The following is a 21,534-nucleotide window of genomic DNA, read 5'->3' on the forward strand; positions in this document are numbered from 1 at the left end:
CTTACCTCCTCATCCCCTCGACCTGCTGCCCGTCCTCCGGCACCACCTCAACCCCGGTCCGTACCGGCCCGGCGGCCGACAGGTCGGCCGGCACCTCGGCTTCCACTCCGGTCAACGGCACCTCCGCCACCGGCGGCCCCTCCGGCGTACCCGCGGAGGCGGCCAGGACCACCGGCAGCGCCTGCTCGACGTACTCGCAGAGCAGGTGACTGGTGACCAGGTGCAGCTCCTGGACGATCTGCCCGTCCGGCGCGGCGACGGCGAGGGTCTCGTGGCAGAGAGCGGCCAACGGATTGGGGGCGGGGCCGGTCAGCGCCCAGCAGCGCAGGCCGACCTGGTGGGCAGCCTGCGCGGCCTGGAGGAGGTTCCGGCTCCGGCCACTGCTGGACAGCAGCAGCAGGACGTCCCCGGGACGGCCGTGGGCGTACACCTGACGGGCGAAGACCTGGTCGTAGCCGTAGTCGTTGCCGATGGCGGTAAGGGCGCTGGTCTCGGCGTGCAGGGCGATGGCGGAGAAAGGCTGGCGGTCAGCACGAAGCTTGCCGACAAGTTCGGCGGTGAGGTGTTGCGCCTCGGCGGCACTACCGCCGTTGCCGGCCACCAGCAGCCGACCACCACCAGCGAGAGTACGGGCGAGCTCGGCTCCCCAGGCGGGGAGTCGCCGGGCGGCCCGGCGATACGACGGCAACGCAGCGGTGAGCCCCGCCAGGTGCTCCTCCAGCAGCGACCGAGCCGGCGTCATCCGGCCACCACCCGGGTCGCCCGGCCGACGGCCACCACGTCGCCGTAGACCTCCACCAGCCGCTCGGCCGTGGCCGACCACGCGTAGCGCTCCCGAGCCCGGTCCAGCGCCGCCGCCGCGTACCCGAACCGACGAATCCGGTCGTCGAGCAGTCGCTGGATCGCGGTACCGAGCACCCGGGGGTCCCGGGCGGGTACCAGGTCACCGGTCACCCCATCCACCACCGTGTCCCGGATCCCCCCGACCGCGGTCCCCACCACCGGCACCCCGCACGCCATCGCCTCGAGCGGGGTCAGCCCGAACGGCTCGTACCACGGCGCGGCCACCAGCAGGTCCGCTGACCGGTACCAATGGCCCATCTCCTCCCGGGGCACCGCGCCGGCCAGCTTGACCCGGTCAGCCACCCCGCAGGTGTGCGCCAAGGCGCGGAGCCGGCCCGCGTACGGGTCGGTTTCGAGGAGCCCGGCCGGCGGGCCGCCGACCACCACGCACTCCGCCTCCGGCACGTGGGCCATCGCCCGGACCACGGTCTGGAAGCCCTTCCGCTCCACCAGCCGCCCCACGGTGAGAATGCGGGGGCGGCCGTCGTCGCGTTCGGCGGTCGGACCCAGCGGGGCGAAAGTACGGAGGTTGACTCCGGAGGGGACGACCGTCATCCGCGACCGGGGCACCCCCATCCGAACCAACTCGCCGACCTCGTCCTGGCACTGGGCGATCACCCGGTCCACCGAGCGGCCGAGTTGCCGCTCGTATCCGATCCGACGGGCCGGGCTGGTGTCCTGTACCCCCTGGTACCGCCGCTTCACCACGCCGAGCGCGTGGTACGTCTGCACCACCGGCACACCTGTCTTGCGACCGGCGGCGAGCGCGGCAAGGCCGCTCATCCAGAAGTGCGCGTGCACCACCTCCGGGGTCCACTGGTCGCCGCGCCACTGTTCCGTCAGCCAGTGGCTGAACTCCCGCATGTGTGGCAGCAAAGCGTCCTTGGCCAATGGCTCGGCCGGGCCGGCCGGGACGTGGACGACCTCGTACCCGTCCGGGCAGCGAACCGCCCCCGGCAGGTCAACGGCGTCCCAGCGGGTGTAGACCCGAACCTCATGGCCGGCCGCGGCGAGCGCTGCGGAGAGTTCGGCGACGTGCGTGTTCTGACCGCCGGCGTCCTCCCCACCGAGGACCGCGAGCGGGCTGGCGTGTTCCGAGATCATCGCGATCCGCATACTTCCTCCTCCAGCAGCCGGTCCCAGTCGGTGAGGAAACGGTCAAGGCCGTACCGGTCGCGGGCGGCACGGCGGGCGACGGCCCCCGCTCGGTGGGCGCTCGCCGGGTCCGCCAGCAGCTGACCGGTAGCGCTGAGCAGGTCGTCAACCCGGGTGGCGAGGGCGCCAGCCCCGGGCGGCACCGCCATCACGGCCTCCGTGGCGGCAAGGGCGACGACCGGCATACCGATCGTCATCGCCTCGATCAGGCTCAGCCCGAGCGAGGTCCAGCGGCACAGGTGCAGGTATGCCCGCCGCCGGGCCAACTCGGCGTGCATCCGCGCCTGGGGCAGGTCGTCGTGACTGGTCACGCGGTCGGCGGGCAGTCCAAGCCGGTCGGCGAGCCCGGTAACTTTCAGGCCGAACACGTCCAGCGGGGCGATCTCAGCGAACCGGGGCAGCAGGTCGGTACCGGTGACCCGCCACCGGCGGATCGGCTCGTTGATCACCACTGCGAGCCGCTCCAACTCGCCGCTGTAGCCGACCGTCGGCGGCACGACACCGTGGTCCACCACGGTGGTTCGGGTACCACCGGTGTCCCAGAAGAGCTGGTTGAAGGCGGTCACATGGGCGATCAACAGGTCGTCGCGGTCGGCCATCGGGTGTCGGCTGTTCGGCACCGCACCGTCCTTCGGGGTGTTGTGCTCGACGTAGATCGCCGGGAGGTCGCGGCCCGGCCGACGGCCCAGCCACTCGGTGGCCAGGGCCTCTTCCTCGGGGCGCTGCAGGAGGACCAAGTCCACCTCGGCAGTGGCCAGCTCCGACGGGGTGATCTCGACCGCGCTCTCCGGCCACGGATAGGTACGGGCCCGACCCCGGCCGTCCGGGCCGCGGTCGGGGGTGACCGGCACCAGGTAGCGATGCTTGCCGTGGACGAACGACGTCGTCCAGGAGCCGTGCACATGCCAGAGCAGGATGTTCATCGGCCGCTCCGGGCCAGGGCGGTGGCCCCCGCCGACCTCGGCGGTCGGGACGGCGCTACGCCGAGCAGGGTCAGCGCGGTCAACACCTCCTCGGGCCGGATCCGGCTCAGGCACGGGTGGCCGGGCACGGGGCAGGTGGCGGCGCGGGTGCCGCGGCAGGGGGCGTCCGGATCGCCAAGCCGCACAGTCGGCACCCGCCACGGCCCCCACTGACCGAACGGGACGGTTGGGGCGAAGAGGCTGACTACCGGTATGCCGTACGCGGCGGCGAGATGGGCCGGGCCGGTGTTGCCGACGATCACCGCGGCGGCACCGGCGACGGTCGCGGCCAGCTCGGCCAGTTCAGTCCCGCCACCGAGGTCAACAGCGTCTCCGCCGGCCACGTGGGCGGTCAGCGCCACCTCGTCCGGACCGCCGGTGACCACGACCCGGTGGCCCACGTGGACCAGGGTCCGGACGAGCTCCACTGCCAGGTCCGGCGGCAGCCCCCGGGACTGCGCCGCCGAACCGGGGTGTAGCACCACATAGCCCGGTGCGCCCGCCCGCCCGGGCGGCGGCGGCACGGGCCGCAGCCGCAGGGTCGGTTCGTCGTCGGGGGGTAGGGGGTAACCAGCAGCGGCGGCGAGCGAGAGCGCGCGTTCGGGCTCGGGGACGCCGACCGGAACGCGGTGGCGGAGGTCGAGCAGGCTTCCGGGGTAGTCGTCGCTGATCGCGCTGATCCGCCCCACACCGACAGTACGCAGCAACAGCGCCAGGGGCAGAGGAGACTGGTGGTAGCTGGTGAAGATGATTGCTTCGTCGGCGTTAACGGCGGCGAGGGTGGCGGTGAGCGCGGCGATGTCCGGGGCGGTGGTCGGTGCGGGCGCGGGATCGATCCAGGGCAGTTGGTGTACGACGACGGTGTCCACGCCGGGTAGCAGGTCAGCGGCGGCGCGACCCCGCGGCCCGCACAACAGGACGACTCGACGCGCGTGGGCAGCGACAGCCCGGATACCCGGGCCGGTGACGACGACGTCACCAGCCGAGTCGGAGCGGACGACAAGAACGGTTCCGGTGCCTGCGCTGGAGCGCGACGGCCGGGCTGGCCCGGCCTTGACCAGGGGCGGAGCAGCGGACTCCACAGCGGTCAGCGGCGGCGGGGCCGCCGACTCAGCGGTGGACCGGTGGCTGGCCGGGGCAATAGCCGTCTGCCGGCGAAGAATCTCGGCTACCGCGGTCGACAGATCCGCGGCGACCCATGGGGCGGCGCTGGTCTCAGCGGGTCGGGTCAGTGGCGTGGGCACCAACACCGCCTGGGCGCCGGCAGCCAGAGCCGCGGTGACATCGCGGCCGATGTCACCGATCAGAACGCACCGTTGCGGTGTGGTGCCGAGCCGGCGGGCGGCGGCGTGGATCAGTTTCGGCGCGGGTTTGCGGCAGTCACACCGGTCCACTTCGTCGTGCGGGCAGACCAACCAGGCATCGAACGGGCCGAGCAGCTGCTCGACGCGGGCGTGCACGGCCCGTAGCTGTGCCGTGGTGAACAGCCCCTTGGCCAGTCCGGACTGGTTCGTGACCACCGCCAGCCGCAAGCCCGCCGCGCGGAGCGCATCCAGCGCTACCCGTGCCCCCGGCATCGGCCGGACCCGATCCGGGTCCCCGTTGTACGGCACGTCCTCGATGAGGGTGCCATCCCGATCCAGCAGCACCGCGTCAAACAGGCGGGGAATCCCAGCAACCCGGCCCGAGCGGGCTACTACCCGGGCCGACCTGCGCTGATCCGGCTCCACCTGTGGCACGGCCGGCGGGTTCCCGGCGCCCCGGGGAGTAAACCTCGGCGCCGACGCCACCGACGCCGTCCCGCGGGCACGATGACCTGACTCGGTAACGGCCCCGCACCCTGGACTTACCCGCCGCCCCCGAGAAGCTAACCCGGCCATCGGTCGCCCCCGCGCGCCGGCTCGGCGCGCCCCCAGCGTTGAGGCAGAATGTGCCCGAACGCCCCACCGAGGGGCTTTTCAGTGACCGAGCGTACCCTCGGGGCAGCGCTGGGCGTTGACAGACGACGTGGGCCGGACCAGAGCCCGGGAGCAGTCACACGACGTACCGGAGCACTGGCTACCCTCGCAGGGAGCCAAGTCCGCGAAACAAGGATTTCCGACATGAGTGAACCCGTGCAGTTGCCGTCGCCCTGGCGGGACGTGCGCCTGACCGTGGTGGTGCCGACCTACAACGAGGTGGGCAACCTTCCGGCGCTGGTGGAACAGTTGCTCGCGCTGCCCTTGCCCGGGTTGAAGATCCTGGTGGCCGACGACAACTCGCCGGACGGCACCGGTGAGGTCGCGGACAAGCTGGCCCTCGAGCACCCGGGCCGAATCGAGGTCGTCCACCGGAGCGGGAAGGAAGGCCTGGGCCGGGCCTACGTTGACGGCATCGGCCGAGCCCTCGACGGCGGTGCCGAGTTCGTGGCGCAGATGGACGCCGACCTCTCCCACCCACCAGACGCGCTGCCGGGCATGCTGGGCGCGCTGCTGTCCACCCAGGCTGGTGTGGTGATCGGGTCCCGCTACGTGCCGGGCGGCGAGCTGGACGAGAACTGGCCACTCTACCGGCGGGCGCTGAGCGGCTGGGCGAACCTATACGTACACACCCTGCTGCGGGTACGGATCCGGGACCTCACCGCCGGTTTCAAGATTTGGCGGGCCGACGCACTGCGCGACATCGGCCTGGAGCGGGTGCAGTCCAATGGGTACAGCTTCCAGGTGGAGATGCACTACCTGGCCACGAAGCTGGGGCACACGATCCTTGAGGTGCCGATTCGGTTCGAGGAGCGGCGAGACGGCGCCTCGAAGATGACCACCGCCACCAAGATTGAAAGTGCTCTGATGCCGTTCCGCCTACGCAGCAAGCACCGCAACGTCGAACGCTGAGCTGGCCGCCGGCTCAGCGGTTCGGCCCGCGCTCCCATCGAGCGTCGAGACGGGCGCCGCGCCGGGCAGGGTTCGCACCGCACACCGCATCCGGTCAGCGGTAGACCGCGCGCTGGGCAGCGCCGACCGTCGCCGCGTACACACCACCGGTGAGCGCGGCGTCGCGGGCCAACGCCGCCCGCGCCGCGTTCGCACCGGGCGCGCCGTGGACCCCCGCACCGGGATGCGCCGACGAACTGGCCAGAAAGAGCCGGTCAACGGGGGTGTCTGCGCGGCCGAGCCCAGGGACCGGGCGGAAGAAGAGCTGCTGGTGGGCGGCGGCCGTGCCACCACCGAGCGCCCCGCCGATCAGGCTCGGATCGCCCGCCTCCAGGTCCGCCGGTCCCGCCACGTGCCGGCCCACCACCAGGGCACGGAAGCCCGGGGCGGCCTCCTCCAGCACGTTTTCCATCCGCTGCACCTGCGCGGCGATCTCCTCGACCCGCCACCGCCGTCGGAACGGCAGGTGGGTATACGACCACAACGACTCCGTACCGGGGGGCGAATGGCTGGGGTCGGCCAGGGTCATCTGCCCGACCAGCAGAAACGGGTTCCGGGGGAGCTCCCCGCGGGCCAGCGCCGCCGCATAGCTGGTCAGCCCGTCGAGGTCGGCCCCGAGGTGCACGGTGCCAGCAGTGGCTACCGCCCGGTTCCGCCACGGCACCGGGGCGGAGAGCGCCCAGTCGACCTTCAGCGTCGAGCCGTCCCAGCGGAAGTGGGCCAGGTCTGCCACCAGCCGCGGCGGCAGGGCGTCGGCCCCGACAAGATCCAGATAGAGCGCGGGTGCCGGCACGTCGGCCAGCACCGCACGGCGGGCCCGCCAGAGCGCGCCATCCGCGGTCCGAACGCCCATCGCCCGTCCCCGGGCGGTCAGCACTCGATCCACCCGCGCGCCGCAGCGAATCTGGCTACCCCGGTCGGCGAGCCGGGCCACCAGAGCATCGGTGATCTGTTGGGCGCCGCCCTCCGGTACCGGCCAGCCGACCTGCTGACCAAGCATGGCCAGCAGCCACCCGTACGCCCCGGAGCCAGCCTCCTCCGGGGCCAGGTCGGTGTGCAGCGCGCAGCCGGCGAGCAGTGCCGTCCCACCCGCTCCGGTGAAGAGTTCATCGCCGAGCCGGCGTACCGGTGTCACCAACCGGCGGGCCAGCCGCAGCGCGCCAGCGACCCGCAGCCGACGTAGCAGTGTGAGGCTGCTCCGCAGCGGCGGAAAGGGGGTGGTGATGGCGTCCAGCACCGGGCCGCCCACCTGGCACCAGTCGCCGTAGGCCGTCAGCCATCGTTCCCCGTCACCGGCGGCGAAGCTCTCCAGGGAGGCGGCGGTGGTCTCCGGGTCGCGGTTGAGCACCGCCGCCCGCCCGTCCGGCAGCAGGTGCGCCAACACGTCCGGGGCATGTCGCCACCGCAGCCCGTACCGATCCAGGCCCAGCCCACGCAGCACCGGCGACGCGTAGCCAAGGGGGTAGAAGGAGCTGTAGAGGTCGCTCAGGTAGCCGGGAGCGGTCACCTGGGCTGACCGGACCGCGCCGCCGGGAGCCCCGGTCGCCTCCAGCACGAGCACATCCCAACCGGCGTCCGCAAGCAGATTGGCGGCCACCAGGCCGTTGTGGCCCGCTCCGACGACGATGGCGTCCGGCGACGCCACATCGATTCGACTCACTCGATCATGCTAGCCGGCGACAATCAGGACGAATAGCGTTTGCCCGGGGCTGCCCGGGGCATTCACCGCCGCATGTACACGGTTGCTCAGCTCATCGGTGGGGTGTGGGGGGCGGGCGGCGAAGGGGGCGACCTGGTCGTCCACGACCCGGCCGACGGCACTGCGGTCAGCTCGGTGCCGGTGGCGACGGCGGAAGAGGTACGCAAGGCGGTGGCGGCGGCGCGGGACGCCGCCACCGAGTGGGCCAGAACACCTCTGGCGGAGCGGGCCGCCGCCCTCCACCAGGCCGCGGACGCGGTGGCGGCAGCCGCCGCCGAGCTGGCGCAGGCCACCACCGCGGAGATGGGCAAACCGCTCGCGGACGCGCGGGGCGGGGTGGACGCGGGCGTGGGTACCTTGCGCCAATACGCCGAGCTGGCACCGATCCGCGGTGGACGGACCCTACACGGCGCCGCTGAGGCGATCGACTTCATGCTGCCGCAGCCCCGCGGTGTGGTCGCCGCGATCACCCCCTGGAACGACCCGGTCGCGGTCTCCTGTGGCCTGCTCGGCGCGGCGCTGGTCACCGGCAACGTGGTGCTCTACAAGCCCAGCGAACGGACTCCGGCGACCGGGTGGCTGCTGGCGAAGGCGGTGGACGCGGCGTTGCCGCCCGGGGTGCTCTCGCTGCTGACCGGGGGCCCCGAGGTGGGCGCGGCGCTGGCCGCCCAGCCGGTGGACGTGCTCGCCCACGTCGGATCGACCGCCACCGGCCGGGCGATCGCCGCCGCGGCGGCCCGGACCGGGGCGAAGGTGCTACTGGAAAACGGTGGCTGCGACCCACTCATCGTTGACGCGGACGTGGACCCGCTGTGGGCAGCCGAGCAGGCGGGCATCGGCGCGTTCGCCAACGCCGGCCAGATCTGCGTCGCCGTGGAGCGGATCTACGTACATCGGGATGTGGCCGAGGACTTCGTGGATGCCCTGATCGAACGGGCGCAGGCCCTGCGTACCGGCCCGGGTGCCGATCCGGCGACCGAGCTGGGCCCGTTGGTTGACCGGCGACACCGAGACTACGTGCACGGGCAGATCACGGCCGCGGTGGCGCAGGGAGCCCAGCTTCGGATCGGCGGCACGCTACCGGATGGGCCGGGCGCCTTCTACCCGGCGACGGTGATCACGGACTGCCGGCAGGACATGCCCCTGATCCGCGAGGAGACCTTCGCCCCGGTCGCCCCGGTCATGGTGGTCGACTCGTTTTCGGAGGCCCTTCGGTGCGCGGCCGACTCGTCGTACGGGCTCGCTGCGACTGTGCTGACGGCATCGATGAGTCATGCGCAGCGCGCCTGCCGGGACCTCCCGGTCGGCACCGTGAAGATCAATGCAGTCTTCGGCGGGGCACCGGGTGGGGCCGCACATCCGCGTCGGGGCAGCGGGCAGGGCTTCGGGTACGGGCCGGAGTTGCTTGACGAGTTCACCGCCACCAAGGTGGTTCACCTCCAGGCGCCGGGCGGCGGACACTGGTGAGGTGGGCCGCCCGGCGCCGGGCCGTGGGCTTACGGCCCGGTCCCGCTGCCAGACCTGGGCCTAGCGGCTCCGGCCCCGCTGCCGGGCCTGGGCGGTCCGCCGGTTGTTCGCCTTCTCGATCGCCTGCACCAGTTCCGGCTTGGTCATGGTGGATCGGCCGGAGATGTCGAGTTTGCGGGCGACCCGCAACAGGTGGTCCTTGCTGGCGTTCGCGTCAACGCCCCCCGCGGTCGCCGCGCGGCGCTGGGGACCACCACCGGCGGCCTGCCGGTCGCTTGGACCCTTATGGCCCTTCGGCTCCCAGTGGTCGCCGACCTTCTCGAACTCGTTCTTGACCGCCGCGAACGCGGTCCGGCTGGCCCGCTCCCCCTCGCCGTACGTCTGCAGGGCCGAGTCGTGGGTCTTCTCCCAGGTCCGCTGCGCCTTGTCTGGGGAGCGTCGCAGCGTGCTGGGCATATCCTCCCGCCCGGGCATCTCGATCCTCCTCCGCATCGATGGGTCTCCAGTGATCTTTCCCCACGGCCGATGCGACAAACCGGAGCTGGCCCGGGTTTACCCCCGGAGCCCGTCGGGTAGCGCAGAAGACATGGAACGCGGCAGCAGCAAGCACGGACCGAGGCTCGACGACGAGATGGAGAGCGAGGTCAGCGGCCTCGTACAGGGTCCGGGGGCGGGCGGATCGCGGGTTAACGAGTCCCGTCAGCCGGAGCCGGCGGGCGAGGACCAACCGGAGCCCACGACAGCGCCGGGCGGCGCGCTGCGCAGCGGCAACCCGCAGGGCATGAGCTCCGATGATGTCGAGGCTCGTAGCCGGCTCGGACGGTTCATCACGATGACCGCTCTGCCGGGCGACCGCGAGACCTTGGTCGCCAACGCACGGGACAACGACGCTCCGGCTGACCTGGTCGCCGAGCTGGAACGCCTGCCCACGGGAACCCGCTACCAGACGGTCTCGGAGATCTGGGCCGCGCTCGGCCACCGCAACGAAACGACCCGCTGGTAACCGGGCCGTCACCCGGCCCGCGCCGCCACGGCGGGGAGGAGGAGCTGATGAGTGGTGTCATGGAATACGTGGACGTCTCCGTCCCGGTCCGCACCGCCTACGACCAGTGGACTCAGTTCGAGGAGTTCCCACACTTCATGGAGGGGGTACAGGAGGTGCGGCACCTCTCCCCGACGATGACCCACTGGACCGTGGAGATCTCCGGGGTGCGGCGCGAGTTCGACGCCGAGATCACGGAGCAACTCCCGGACGAGCGGGTCGCGTGGCGCTCGATCGGCGGCACCCAGCACGCGGGGGTGGTCACCTTCCACCGGTTGGACGAACACACCAGCCGGGTCACGCTACAGCTCGAGTTCGAGCCGAGTGGTGCGGTGGAGCACGCCGGCGACACGCTCGGCGTCGTTGACCACCGGGCCAAGGGCGACCTGGAACGGTTCAAGCATTTCATCGAAGAGCGCAACCAGGCGACCGGCGCCTGGCGGGGCAAGGTCGACCGCCCGCAGCCCTAACCCAGAACGCTCCCCGCCGACGGCCCCCGCCACCGACGGGGGCCGTCGGCGGGTTTCGCGCGGGGTGAAGTCGGGTACCGCCGGAGGTATGACCGACGACAAGGCGTGGCGTGACGAGGAGCGGACTCCCCTGGCGGAGTTGGACCGGGCCATCGCTCGTTCGGCGATGGACGGCCAAGCCGACGACGTAACCGCAAACGACGCCGGAGAGGAGGCCGCGTTCGGGCACGGACCCCAGGCAGTGGACCGCGGCGGCCAGGCGGCCGGGACCGGCCGGGAACCGACCGACCCGGACCGGGCCTACCGCCCGTCCACAACCGGACGAACCGGACCGGACACCATGTGATCTCGAACACCGACCTTCGTCCACCGGGGTCGGTTCTCGCGACCGGCCCGGTGCCGGTGCGTCCCCGCCAACGGGACGCACCGGCGGTGGTGCGAGCGCTGACACACCCCTCGGTAGGCCCCATCTCACCTCGGCAGGACCGGGATACCGACCCGGGTCGGCCAACCGGTCGAGGAACACCGTCGCTGACCGGGCGAGGTCAACCGCCCGTTCCGCGGGTTAATCTCGTTCCCCATGCGCGCACCGTTGGAACGGGTCAACCCCCGCATGCTTGTTGACGCCGCCCGCTCGACGCTGGCGTCGCTGTCCAGCACCGTGGGCACCGACGGCCTGGCTGCGGCGGCTGCGCGGCCCGGGCTCCTCGCCCTCGTCGACCAGCACGCCGCGGCGGTCCGGGACAGCCTCGACGGAGATCGCCGGCCGCTCACCGTCGCTGCCCTGGCCGGCTACACGGAGGGGATCCGCGCCGCTGCCCGGGAGCACGACTGGCATCCGCCGGCTGGGCCGGTCGACTGGGCGGCGCCGGACTGGCTCCTCACCCGCCTACTCGCGGTCGCCGCCCTGGCCCGATCCCTGGACGCTCCCCGGCCGGCCCCGCTCCCGCCGCTCTGAACCGAATCGGGGGTGGCCACCCGCGGCGACCACCCCCGTCCTCCGGTCGCCGCTCAACGGTCGAACTGTTGGGTCTCGTCGCCCGTACCGCCCGACTTGCGACCACCGCTACCCGCGGTCGCCGCCTCGTGGGTCTTCTCCTGCGTCCGTTCCCGTTCGCGCCCGGTCCGATCGGCCATCTGCCGTTCGACGTCGCTACGGCCGGCTCCCTGGGCCTGCCGGTGCTGCTGGACGGCCCGACCTTCCTCGGCCATCCGGTTCAGCCAGCCCTCCCAGCGGCTCTGCATCGGCTTGACCAGACCACCACCGACACCCACGATCAGGATGCCGGCCACCGTGGCGAGCACGGCGATCAGCACCGGCGTGGTCACCGTGGTGGCGATGCCGACCTGGTTCAGCGCCGCGATCACACCGAGGGCCAGGATGAAGACGGCCGCCGCGTCGGCCAGGACCCGGCCGTACGTCAGACCGCCGAGCGCACCGCTGACGAGGTCGCGGACCGCGCTCGCAATGGCCGCGGCCACCACGACGATGACGATCGCCACGAACGCCCGCGGAATCCAAGCCACCACACCACTGATCAGGTCACTGATCGCGTTGGGTCCCCACACCCCGAACGCGAACTGCAGCGTGAACAGCAGTACGGCGTAGTACGCAAGCCGCGCGAGGATGTCGCTGGCGTCGTACTTGGTGCGCGCCAGGGCGCGTTTGATGCCGCCACGCTCCACGGCGCGGTCGAAGTTCACCCGCTCCAGCGCCGCGTCCACCGCTTTGAGGACGGCTCGGGCGATGAGCCATCCGATCACGAGGATCACGATGAACGCGACGGCTCTCGGTATGAACAACAGCACCGCCCGCCACATATCGGTCACGGCGGCCCCGATGTCGACCTGCCGTACCGCGAGGGTTTCCGGCATGATGCCCTCCTTCGCATGGACTACCTCGCGCGCATACCCCGTCACCGCAGCGGCACTCCGCAGCGGTCCTCGGCGTTTTCCGACCGTCGCCGGGTCGCCTTGACCTGACCCGAAGACCGTTCCGGTTAGCCGTTGCCCGCCGAACCCGTCCTGGGGATGCGGGGAGACCGGACGCGCACCGGGAACACGCCACCACGGGAAGACGATCTTGTTACGCTGACGAAGTCCGACGCCACGGCGGGCAGCGGCGCTGCCTTACTGGTCGGCCTGGCGCGCGAGAAGGGCACGGGCCAGGTCGTGGCCGGAGCGCCAGGCGGTCTGGGCGCGGGGCGGGCCAAAGGCGTCACCGGCCAGCCCGATCCCGTCGGCGTCCAGGTGATACGTCGCCGTCACTGCCACGGTCGGCCGCGCGTACCTCCACCGGTGCACGTACCGCTCCTCGGCCGACATCGGCAATGCGAGCAGGTCCCGAACGGCCAGCTCGATGGCGGAGGCAGCAGCGGCGGGCCGAGCCAGGTGCGCGGCGGCGAATTCCGGGGTGGTGTGCGCGACGAGAACCGGTGCTCCGTCACCCCGACGGTCACCGTCATCACAGACCAGTGCAAGCACCGGATGGTCGTTGACGAAGGCACCGCGTAGTCCGCCCCAACAGCGTTCCGGGAAGCGCAGCATCGCGGCGAGCGACGGCGACCAGCCCTGGGCTCGCGTGGCCCGGGTCGCGGCGGTCAGGGCCGGATCCAGCAGTGGCGCCGCCTGCGGTCCGGGCATGGCCAGCACCACCGCCGCGCAGGGCTGCCCATCCACGGTCGGGCCGGGTCCGACGCTGCGCACCGGACGGCCGAGGCTCACCGGCAAATCCTGGGCGAGCTGCTCCACCAGCGAGCGCAGCCCGCGGGGCGCGGCCCAGCGCATGGGCCCCACCACCTCCCGCCGGCCTCCGCCACGGTACGCGAGGAAGGTGTCGGTCCACTCGCGGGCCAGGCTCGCGGCCTGCCACTGCCGCATCACCGCGGCGAAGCCCGGGTCGCTGACCGTTAGGTACGCGGCGCCCAGGTCTACCGGGCGCCCCGCGAAGCGTCGGCTGGCCATCCGTCCGCCGGCCACCCGCCCACGTTCGCGAAGCTGCACCGGTACGCCCGAGCGGGCCAGTTCACGGGCGCAAGCCGTCCCGGCCAGACCCGCACCGATCACCACCACGCCTGCAGCTTTCCCGGGCACCGGTCGAGCCTACTGGTCACCGGTGCGCCGCCACCGCTGGTTCGGGCTCACCGGGGGCACGAGCACGGGTTACCCCCTCAGCCAACGGGGAACATGGATGGTTGACGAAGGAGGAGGCTCATGAACACACCTTCGCGTCCGACCTCAGCCTGGCGTCCCGGATTACCGGGCGGCGACACCATCCCCTCCGGTCCGGCGGGTCATCCGTCGCCTCCCAGTGGCGACGGCGACGGGCCGGGGATGGGGCCGCCGACGGTGACTATCGGCTCATACCCGGACTACCGCACCGCCCAGCGGGTCGTTGACTACCTGGCGGACAACCGGTTCCCGGTGGAACACACCGCCATCGTCGGCACCGACCTCACCCTGGTCGAGACGGTCCTCGGCCGGCTGAGCACCGGGCGGGCGGGGCTGCTCGGTGCCGGTACCGGCGCATGGTTCGGTCTCTTCATCGGGCTGCTGTTCGGCATCTTCACCGCCGGAAACTGGCTCGCGGTGGTCCTCGCCGGTCTGGTGATCGGTGCGATCTGGGGCGCGGTGTTCGGGGCGGTGGCGCATGCGATGACCGGCGGTCGCCGCGACTTCACCTCGGCCAGTTCGCTCCGCGCCAACCAGTACGCGGTGATCGTGGATCAGCAGTATGCCGAGCAGGCCCGGCAACTGCTGGGCCGGCTACACCTGCAGGCGCCGCAGCAGCAGCAGCAGCAGCAGTGAGACTAACGCTCGCCGCCCGGGCCTCGGCTCCCGACACGGAACGTTGATCACGCGGGCCCCGACCCGTACGACGACCGAGTGCACCCCGGCCGCCACCGGCGGCCGGGGTGCACCGTGTCCACATCAGGACAGCACGAATATGCCCGCGACGCCCAAGAGCACCATCACCAAAACAGCCACCAGCGCTCCCCGCTCCCCCTCGGCCGCCAACGGGCGGTCTTCGGTTTCGCGGTTCCTCGTCTCACCGGGCATAAACTGGCCTCCTCGATGCTCGGGTCCGATCCCGTCCGGCTGCCGGCCGACCGGGATCTCAGGTCCGAATTCAGGCGGAGACGCCCGTTGCCGCGAGGGCTGTTGCGCTCCCCGCCGGACGCACCGAGGAATGAGTTACCCACCTGGGCAGGAGGTAACCGTGCCGAACCGCCCGCGCGGCGCGGAATCTCGTCCATGACGGGTGCCGGTGTCCTGGTGGGCAGCTGGACACCGGTCGCGGCCTCCCATCAGGCGGAAGGACCGGGCACGGGCTGAGCGGGCGGCGAGGGTGGTGGCCGGGCTGCAGCGCCCGGCCACCACCCGATCACATCAGCGGGGTTCCCGCCACATCGGCCAGAACGGCGTACCGTCGGGCAACCGGAACGGTTCGCGTACCTGGTAGCCGTGCTTGGCGTACAGTTCGACGGCCAGTTCGCTGGACGCCTCCAGGTAGCCAGGCATCCGGTTGGCGTCCAACCATGCGTGGTGGTGCCGCAGCAGGGCGGTGCCCACTCCCTGGCCCTGCCGATCCGGCTGCACGGCGAGGAAGGCGAGGTGGTGATGATCGGGTTGCGGATGATTCGCGGCGAAGAGCTCATCGAGGTGGACGAAGCGATCCGTCCACTCGCCGCAGACCGCGGCGAGCCGGGCGTCATAGTCCGGTGGTGGCGGCGCCGGATCCGCCCCAATCGAGGGGAACCAAACGGCCACCCCGCTCAGATCGGTGGTGCCGAAGACCAAGCCATGCCGCATCGCTTGGTCAACCAGGATCTCGAACTGCCCGGCGAGCACCGCCTCCCGCTTGCCTTCCTCCGGCACCAGCCAGCGCGGCGCGTCGAGCACCAGGAACGCCGCGGCGATCCGCTCCGCGACCAGCTGCGTCCGCTCCGGCCCGAGACGCTCGATACCGATACCGGTCACCGCCGGGCCTCCGCCCGCTCCGGCGCCGCCGGCAGGTTGGGCGTCTCCGCCCGGATCGTGGCGGCGGCACTCTCGGCGCCGAGCCCAATCCGGGCGTAGATGCCCGGACGGTTCGACCGCAGTACCAGCCCCCAGACCACGCCCAGCAGCGCGGCCACCAGGTACGCGATCGGGACTCCCCAGCGCAGGGTGTGGTCCGCCGGGACGCCGAGCAGATCGGCGAAGTTGAGCACCGCCAGGGTGAAGACGCCCAACAACGCCACCGCGGCGAGCCCGGGTGCCACGGCCCGCCGCCACAGCGACTCCTCCCTGCCGTCACGGGCGAAGTAGGCGATCACCGCGACCGATGTGGTGGCGATCAGCAGCAGCACCCCGAACGAGCCACTGGTGCCACACCAGAAGAAGAGCTGCACGATCGGGTCCCACCCGTTGATCGCGTACAGCAGGATCACGACCAGGCCAAGAGCGCTCTGGGCGAGGGAGGCCGTGCGGGGGGCACCGCTACTCGGCGAGGTCCGCCCGAAGGCCGCCGGCAGCACCCGTTCCCGGCCGAGGGCGAACGCGTACCGGGCGGTGGTGTTGTGGAAGGAGATCATCGCGGCCACCACTGACGTCAGGAACAGCACCTGGCCGATGGTCACTACGGTGTCGCCGAGGTGCTCGGCGGCCAGGTTGAAGATCAGCGCGACACTCTGCTCGCCAGCCTGCTCGGAGATCTGGTCCGGCCCGACCGCGACGGTCATACTCCACGACGAGAGCGCGTAGAGGCCCGCGATGATCGCGATAGACAGGTAGGTAGCCACCTTCACCGTCCGGCGGGGATCCTTGCTCTCCTCACTGAACACCACCGCCGACTCGAACCCGACGAACCCGAGGATCGCCAGCACCAGCACCGCGCCGAGGCCGGGAACGAAGAGGTTGTCCGGTGCGAACGCGGCGAAGCTGACCTGACCACCGGCGGGGTTGCCCAGCTGGGCGAGGTCGAACACCAGGACCACTGCGATCTCGGCGAGCAGCAGCACAGCAAGAACCTTGCCGTTGATGTCGACCCGAAGCAGCCCCAGCACAGCGACGATTGCCCAGGCGCCGAGGGCCACCAGCCACCACTGCACGCTGACGCCGAAGAGCCGGTCCAGGACCGGTTCGGCGGCAGCACCGATGGTGCCGTACAACCCGACCTGCAGGGCGTTGTACGCGAGCAGCGCCACCCAGGCGGCGCCGACACCGGCCGGCCGACCCAACCCGCGGGAGATGTACGAGTAGAAGGCGCCGGCGTTGGCCAGCCGGCGGGCCATCGTTACGTAGCCGACTGAGAAGAGGGCCAGCAACGCGGCGACCATGAGGAAGGCCAGTGGGATGCCGAGCACGCCGATGACGCCGTAGCCGGTGGTCACCACACCCGCAACCACGGTCAGTGGTGCGGCCGCGGACAGGACGAAGAAAACCACCGATGGCACACCGAGTCGGCCGCGGGCCAGTGCCTCAGAGACGTTGCTCGGTTTTTCTATGGTTGCTGTCGAGGGCATTAACCACTCCGGTTGAGGGATGCGAAGGATCTTGTTTCGCGATCACAAGGAACCGCGTAGCACCGCCGCCCCGACAGCGGCCTCAGTCTGCGTCGCCAGTTCCTTCAATGGCGGGGGCAGTGAGGCGACCAGTTCGGTGAACCGGTGCTCGGCTCGGGGCCCGACGCTCCACAGCACCTCCCGGCTCAGACCCGCCGCGGCGATCAGCCCGAGTAGCACCGCGTCAGCGAGGGTCGGTGGGGGGTCCGACCGTTCCAGCAGCACCCGCAGGCGGGTCGCCGGCCAGGCTGCCGCGTTCGGATCCACCGGGGCATAGCTGACCTTGCTGCGCAGCAGCCGTCGGCTCTCCTGACGACGCAGCACGCCCGCCCGGGACAGCCGCTCCCCCACGGAGGTGGCGGCGCTTTGAGCGAGGAAGCTGAGCCAGATGCGCACCGACCGATGTTGGGCCTCGCCAACCAGCTGGTCGAGCACAGTGTGGGCGAGCGCATCGGCGGGCGGCCGAGTATTGACCACCGAAACGTCGCCACCAACCACAGTGATATGTCCGCCTAGGACAAGTTCACTGAGGAGGCAGCCGGCGAGCCCGAGACCCGTGGCAGCCGAATTCAGCTTCGCCTTGCCCCGGGCGTCGCCGTGGGCGACCAGGAAGAATTCGTCGGCGACCAGCAAGCCCGGCCCTCCCACCTACTCGTCCACAGTGATCGCAACTGGGCAAGGATGCACTGCACTGCGCTGAACTGCAACTCCCAACTAGGAGGGTTGCAGTCCGTATCCGTACGACCTGGGGATCTTGTCGTGACAGACTCGGAGGGTGACCGCAAGCCCGACCGTACGCCGCCGCCGTATCGCCCGTGAACTCCGCCAGCTCCGCGAGCACGCCAACATGACCCTCGATGTCGCGGCACGCCAGCTGGACATGTCCAAAAGCAACCTGTCCCGAATCGAGAACGCCCAGATTGGAATCAAGCCGCGCGACGTCCGCGCCGCCCTCGCCCTCTACCAGGTCACCGGCGCCGACGCCGAGGCACTGATCGAGATCGCCCGCGGCGCCCAGCAGCGCGGCTGGTGGCAGAGCTACAGCGACGTCCTGCCGGAGTGGTTCGAGTTCTACGTCGGCTTGGAGGCCGAAGCCGCCGCACTGCACACGTACGAAGGCGAGGCCGTGCCCGGCCTCCTCCAGACCGAGGCGTACGCACGAGAGGTTTTCCGGCACACCGCCGGCGAGGAGGGACTGGAGCGAAAGGTCGCCGCGCGCCTGCGCCGCCAGGAGGTTTTGCACCGAGACAACCCGGTGGAGCTGTCGGTCGTCCTCAACGAGGCGGTGCTCTGCCGGCCGGTCGGCGGGAACTCGGTGATGGCCGACCAGCTAGCGCACATCGCTACGGTCGCACAGTTACCGAACGTTACTGTGCAGGTACTTCCCTTCTCGGCCGGCGGGCACCCCGCCATGAGCGCGCCGTACGTCATCCTCGCCTTCGCCGACACGGCCGACGCCGCCGTGGTCTACCTGGAAAATCTCACGACAGGCCTGGCACTGGAGGGGGCGGAGCACGTTGCTGGGTATAGCCTTGTACACGAGGAGCTGCGCCGTCTGGCACTCGATCCAGCGGCATCCCAGGCACATCTTTTGGCAGCTTCTAGTAACTTTCCGTAACGTCGGCGAGGCACGCCGACATTGACGAGAGGTACGCGATGACGGCGCTCGACCGGACTGAGTGGCGCACCAGCAGCCGCAGTGTGGGCAACGGGAACTGCATTGAGGTGTCCACATCGACTGAACAGGTCGCGGTCCGGGACAGCAAGGACCGTCGCGGCCCGGTACTCGCCTTTCCCACGCCGGCCTGGCGTGCCTTCGTCTCCGGCATCGATGGGGTCCGCGGCGACTGACCCACCGGCGGTGGGACACTCCTGCCGTGTTCTCCGACGCCCCCTTTGACCTGCCGGTCCGGCCGGTGGTGCCCGCGGTGCTGGCGGCGCTGCACGCCACCGGCACCGCGGTGCTCGTGGCGCCGCCGGGCAGCGGCAAGACCACACTGCTCCCACTCGCCGTGGCCGCGGAGGTGACCGGCCGGGTGCTGGTAGCGCAGCCCCGCCGGATGGCCGCCCGCGCCGCCGCCCGCCGGATGGCCGCGCTGCTCGGCGAGCGGGTGGGGGAGCGGGTCGGGTACGCGGTGCGGGGCGATCGCCGGGTCGGACCACGTACCCAGGTCGAGGTGGTAACGACCGGACTCCTGGTCCGCCGGCTGCACCGGGACCCGGAGCTGGCCGACAGCAGCGCCGTCCTACTCGACGAGATCCACGAGCGGCAGCTCGACGCCGACCTGGCGCTCGCGTTCACGGTGGAGGCGCGGGCCGCGCTCCGCCCAGAGCTGTGGTTGCTCGGCATGTCGGCCACCCCCGACTCGGATCGCCTCGCCACGTTGCTCGGCGGTGACGTGCCCGCGCCGGTGGTGCGAGCGTCAGCGGCGGCGTACCCGGTGACCCGGATCTGGGCACCGCCGCCCCGCCCGGTCCTCCCCGCCGGCGGCGGCCGGGTAGACCCGGCACTACTCGACCATGTCGCAGCCACCATCCGGCGAGCCCTACGCGAGCACGACGGCGACGTGTTGGTCTTCCTCCCCGGCGTTGGAGAGATCGCCGCCATCAGCGCCCGACTGGCCGGCCTGCCCGCCGAGATCGCGGTCCTGCCGTTGCACGGCCGGCAGCGCTCAGCGGAGCAGGACGCGGTGTTGCGGGCTCAACCGTTTCAGCTCGACGCGTCCGACACCCCATCCCGCGCCGGCCCCGACCGTCGGCGGGTGGTGCTGGCGACATCGGTCGCGGAGAGCAGTCTGACGGTGCCGGGGGTGCGGGTGGTTGTCGACTCGGGGCTGGCCCGCGTCGCGCGCACCGACCTCGCCCGCGGACTGGGTGCGTTGGTCACCGTCCCGGTGTCCCGGGCTGCCGCCACCCAGCGGGCCGGCCGGGCCGGCCGGGAGGGCCCGGGGCAGGTGTACCGCTGTTGGTCGGCAGCACACCACGAGCGACTTGCCGCGCAGCCGGAGCCAGAGATCGCCACCGCCGACCTCACCCGGTTCGCGCTGGACATCGCGGCCTGGGGCACGCCGGACGGACACGGTCTCGCGCTACCAGACCCGCCGCCGGCGGCGGCGCTCACCGTGGCCCAGGAGTCCCTCATCGCTCTCGGCGCGCTCGACGCCGATCGGCGGGTCACCAGCCGCGGCCGGGCGATCGCCGCGGTCGGCACGCACCCCCGGCTGGGCCGCGCCCTGATCGACGGCGCCGCCCAGCTCGGCCCGGACCGCGCGGCCGAGGTCGTCGCCCTCCTCGCCGAGGAGGGGGTCACCGGCCCCCGGGACGACCTCACCGCGGTGCTGCGACGGCTTCGCGCCGGAACGGACGCCAACGCCACCAGCCGCTGGCGTGCCGAGGTACGCCGGCTGCGTACCGCCCTGCCGCCGGGACCCGGACCGACGACGCCGGAGTCCAGCCTCCCCGACGACCTGGCCGCGGGGCTGGTCGTCGGCCTGGCGTATCCGGAACGGCTGGCCCGAATCCGACGGCCGGGCGACTCGACGTACCTGATGAGCGGCGGGACCGCCGCGACGTTGGCGCCCGGGTCGGCGCTGACCGACTCGGCGTGGCTGGCGGTCGCGGTCGCCGACCGGACGCCGGGCGCCCCGGCAGCCCGAATCCGACTGGCGGCTCCGATAGACGAGGCGACCGCCCGGACGGCCGGCGGTTCGCTGCTGACCACGGTGCGCGAGGTGGCCTGGTCCGGGACGGATGTGGTGGCTCGGGAGGTGGTCCGGCTGGGCTCCCTCGACCTCGTTGAACGCCCGCTCGTCGAGCCGGACCGGGATGAGCTGTGCAACGCGCTCGTGGACGGCCTGCGTCGGACCGGACTGGGACTGTTGACCTGGACCCCGGCGGCCCGGGCGTTGCGCGAGCGGCTGGCGTTCTGCCACACGGCCCTCGGCGACGAGTGGCCCGAGGTGGATGATGCGGCGCTGCTGGCCGCGGCGCCGAACTGGCTCGCGCCGGAGCTGGCCGGCGCCCGCCGGCGGGCCGACCTGGCCCAGATCGATGTGCTCTCCGCGCTGCGCCGCCTGCTGCCCTGGTCACTCGCGGCCCGCCTGGACGAACTCGCACCAGAGCGGCTCACGGTGCCCAGCGGCTCCCGGATCCGTGTCGACTACACGGATCCGACCACGCCGGTGTTGGCGGTCCGGCTCCAGGAGACCTTCGGCTGGCCGGAGGCACCCCGGATCGCTGCTGGTCGGGTGCCCGTCCTACTGCGGCTCCTCTCCCCCGCCGGGCGTCCGGTTGCGGTCACCGGGGACCTGGCGTCCTTCTGGCGGTCCGGCTACCCGCAGGTGCGGGCGGAGCTGCGCGGGCGCTATCCGCGGCACTCCTGGCCGGTGGATCCGACGACCGCCGAGCCGACCCGGCGGGCCAACCCGCGGCGCCGCTGAGGC

General features: G+C 71.8%; 21 protein-coding genes. 10 read left to right on the forward strand and 11 right to left on the reverse strand.

Annotation, left to right across the window (positions count from 1 at the left end; genetic code table 11):
- Position 1 precedes the first annotated feature (1 nt).
- The 4 genes from B116_RS0118565 to B116_RS0118580 are packed head-to-tail and all read right to left on the reverse strand — an operon-like array spanning position 2 to position 4,699.
- Complete coding sequence (locus B116_RS0118565) at positions 2–742, reverse strand: D-sedoheptulose-7-phosphate isomerase (protein ID WP_027660930.1); 741 nt, start codon at positions 740–742, stop codon at positions 2–4.
- Positions 739–1,959: a glycosyltransferase gene (locus B116_RS0118570; protein WP_018722709.1), complete on the reverse strand. Its 1,221-nt coding sequence runs from the start codon at positions 1,957–1,959 to the stop codon at positions 739–741. The genes B116_RS0118565 and B116_RS0118570 overlap by 4 nt, the downstream gene beginning before the upstream one ends.
- Positions 1,944–2,921: a glycosyltransferase gene (locus tag B116_RS0118575; RefSeq protein WP_018722708.1), complete on the reverse strand. Its 978-nt coding sequence runs from the start codon at positions 2,919–2,921 to the stop codon at positions 1,944–1,946. The genes B116_RS0118570 and B116_RS0118575 overlap by 16 nt, the downstream gene beginning before the upstream one ends.
- Positions 2,918–4,699 carry an HAD-IIIA family hydrolase gene (locus B116_RS0118580; RefSeq protein WP_027660931.1) on the reverse strand — a complete coding sequence of 594 codons (1,782 nt, stop codon included), beginning with the start codon at positions 4,697–4,699 and terminating at the stop codon, positions 2,918–2,920. Before B116_RS0118580 ends, B116_RS0118575 begins: the two co-directional genes overlap by 4 nt.
- A gap of 363 nt (positions 4,700–5,062) precedes the next feature.
- Between B116_RS0118580 and B116_RS0118585 the strand changes: the two genes are divergently transcribed.
- The gene (locus B116_RS0118585; protein ID WP_018722706.1) at positions 5,063–5,830 is read left to right on the forward strand and encodes a polyprenol monophosphomannose synthase; all 768 of its coding nucleotides are present in this window, start codon (positions 5,063–5,065) and stop codon (positions 5,828–5,830) included.
- Between the two features lie 94 nt (positions 5,831–5,924).
- Here the strand turns inward: B116_RS0118585 and B116_RS0118590 are convergent, their stop codons facing one another.
- Positions 5,925–7,514 carry a phytoene desaturase family protein gene (locus tag B116_RS0118590; protein WP_397540839.1) on the reverse strand — a complete coding sequence of 530 codons (1,590 nt, stop codon included), beginning with the start codon at positions 7,512–7,514 and terminating at the stop codon, positions 5,925–5,927.
- An 87-nt stretch (positions 7,515–7,601) separates the two neighbouring features.
- Between B116_RS0118590 and B116_RS0118595 the strand changes: the two genes are divergently transcribed.
- Complete coding sequence (locus B116_RS0118595) at positions 7,602–9,035, forward strand: aldehyde dehydrogenase family protein (protein ID WP_026321801.1); 1,434 nt, start codon at positions 7,602–7,604, stop codon at positions 9,033–9,035.
- 60 nt (positions 9,036–9,095) lie between these two features.
- Here the strand turns inward: B116_RS0118595 and B116_RS0118600 are convergent, their stop codons facing one another.
- Positions 9,096–9,509: a ChaB family protein gene (locus tag B116_RS0118600; protein ID WP_027660933.1), complete on the reverse strand. Its 414-nt coding sequence runs from the start codon at positions 9,507–9,509 to the stop codon at positions 9,096–9,098.
- A gap of 112 nt (positions 9,510–9,621) precedes the next feature.
- Between B116_RS0118600 and B116_RS0118605 the strand changes: the two genes are divergently transcribed.
- The 4 genes from B116_RS0118605 to B116_RS0118620 all read left to right on the forward strand — a co-directional run bounded on the left by B116_RS0118605 (position 9,622) and on the right by B116_RS0118620 (position 11,505).
- Entirely contained in the window at positions 9,622–10,038 is a 417-nt protein-coding gene (locus tag B116_RS0118605; protein WP_018722702.1) for a DUF2795 domain-containing protein, read from the forward strand.
- 47 nt (positions 10,039–10,085) lie between these two features.
- Positions 10,086–10,547 carry an SRPBCC family protein gene (locus tag B116_RS0118610; RefSeq protein ID WP_027660934.1) on the forward strand — a complete coding sequence of 154 codons (462 nt, stop codon included), beginning with the start codon at positions 10,086–10,088 and terminating at the stop codon, positions 10,545–10,547.
- Positions 10,548–10,635: 88 nt separating this feature from the next.
- The gene (locus tag B116_RS0118615) at positions 10,636–10,893 is read left to right on the forward strand and encodes a hypothetical protein (RefSeq protein WP_011905647.1); all 258 of its coding nucleotides are present in this window, start codon (positions 10,636–10,638) and stop codon (positions 10,891–10,893) included.
- A gap of 234 nt (positions 10,894–11,127) precedes the next feature.
- Positions 11,128–11,505 (forward strand): DUF6401 family natural product biosynthesis protein, encoded by a 378-nt coding sequence (locus B116_RS0118620; protein ID WP_018722699.1) that lies wholly within the window; start codon positions 11,128–11,130, stop codon positions 11,503–11,505.
- A gap of 53 nt (positions 11,506–11,558) precedes the next feature.
- On the opposite strand, the gene B116_RS0118625 is transcribed toward B116_RS0118620, so the two are convergent.
- Together B116_RS0118625 and B116_RS0118630 are read right to left on the reverse strand one after the other, a co-directional pair.
- On the reverse strand, positions 11,559–12,422 hold the full coding sequence (locus B116_RS0118625) for a mechanosensitive ion channel family protein (RefSeq protein ID WP_027660935.1): 864 nt from the start codon (positions 12,420–12,422) through the stop codon (positions 11,559–11,561).
- Between the two features lie 255 nt (positions 12,423–12,677).
- The gene (locus B116_RS0118630; RefSeq protein WP_027660936.1) at positions 12,678–13,619 is read right to left on the reverse strand and encodes an NAD(P)/FAD-dependent oxidoreductase; all 942 of its coding nucleotides are present in this window, start codon (positions 13,617–13,619) and stop codon (positions 12,678–12,680) included.
- A 261-nt stretch (positions 13,620–13,880) separates the two neighbouring features.
- On the opposite strand from B116_RS0118630, the gene B116_RS0118635 reads away from it, so the two are divergent.
- Entirely contained in the window at positions 13,881–14,354 is a 474-nt protein-coding gene (locus tag B116_RS0118635; RefSeq protein WP_188116056.1) for a general stress protein, read from the forward strand.
- Between the two features lie 582 nt (positions 14,355–14,936).
- Here B116_RS0118635 and B116_RS0118645 read toward each other — a convergent pair.
- The 3 genes from B116_RS0118645 to B116_RS0118655 are packed head-to-tail and all read right to left on the reverse strand — an operon-like array spanning position 14,937 to position 17,725.
- Positions 14,937–15,527: a GNAT family N-acetyltransferase gene (locus tag B116_RS0118645; RefSeq protein ID WP_027660938.1), complete on the reverse strand. Its 591-nt coding sequence runs from the start codon at positions 15,525–15,527 to the stop codon at positions 14,937–14,939.
- The gene (locus B116_RS0118650) at positions 15,524–17,053 is read right to left on the reverse strand and encodes an APC family permease (protein ID WP_026321798.1); all 1,530 of its coding nucleotides are present in this window, start codon (positions 17,051–17,053) and stop codon (positions 15,524–15,526) included. Before B116_RS0118650 ends, B116_RS0118645 begins: the two co-directional genes overlap by 4 nt.
- A 42-nt stretch (positions 17,054–17,095) precedes the next feature.
- Positions 17,096–17,725, reverse strand: coding sequence for a GOLPH3/VPS74 family protein (locus B116_RS0118655; protein WP_018722691.1), 630 nt, complete (start codon positions 17,723–17,725; stop codon positions 17,096–17,098).
- Between the two features lie 142 nt (positions 17,726–17,867).
- Between B116_RS0118655 and B116_RS0118660 the strand changes: the two genes are divergently transcribed.
- From B116_RS0118660 to hrpB, 3 genes are read left to right on the forward strand one after another with little or no spacing between them, the layout of a single operon-like run.
- Positions 17,868–18,710, forward strand: coding sequence for a helix-turn-helix domain-containing protein (locus B116_RS0118660; protein ID WP_018722690.1), 843 nt, complete (start codon positions 17,868–17,870; stop codon positions 18,708–18,710).
- 38 nt (positions 18,711–18,748) lie between these two features.
- On the forward strand, positions 18,749–18,943 hold the full coding sequence (locus tag B116_RS0118665) for a DUF397 domain-containing protein (RefSeq protein WP_018722689.1): 195 nt from the start codon (positions 18,749–18,751) through the stop codon (positions 18,941–18,943).
- Between the two features lie 26 nt (positions 18,944–18,969).
- Positions 18,970–21,531 (forward strand): ATP-dependent helicase HrpB, encoded by a 2,562-nt coding sequence (gene hrpB, locus B116_RS0118670; RefSeq protein WP_027660939.1) that lies wholly within the window; start codon positions 18,970–18,972, stop codon positions 21,529–21,531.
- The last annotated feature ends 3 nt before the right edge of the window (positions 21,532–21,534 follow it).

The sequence above is a fragment of the Salinispora fenicalii genome, assembly GCF_000514815.1.
Classification (GTDB): domain Bacteria; phylum Actinomycetota; class Actinomycetes; order Mycobacteriales; family Micromonosporaceae; genus Micromonospora; species Micromonospora fenicalii.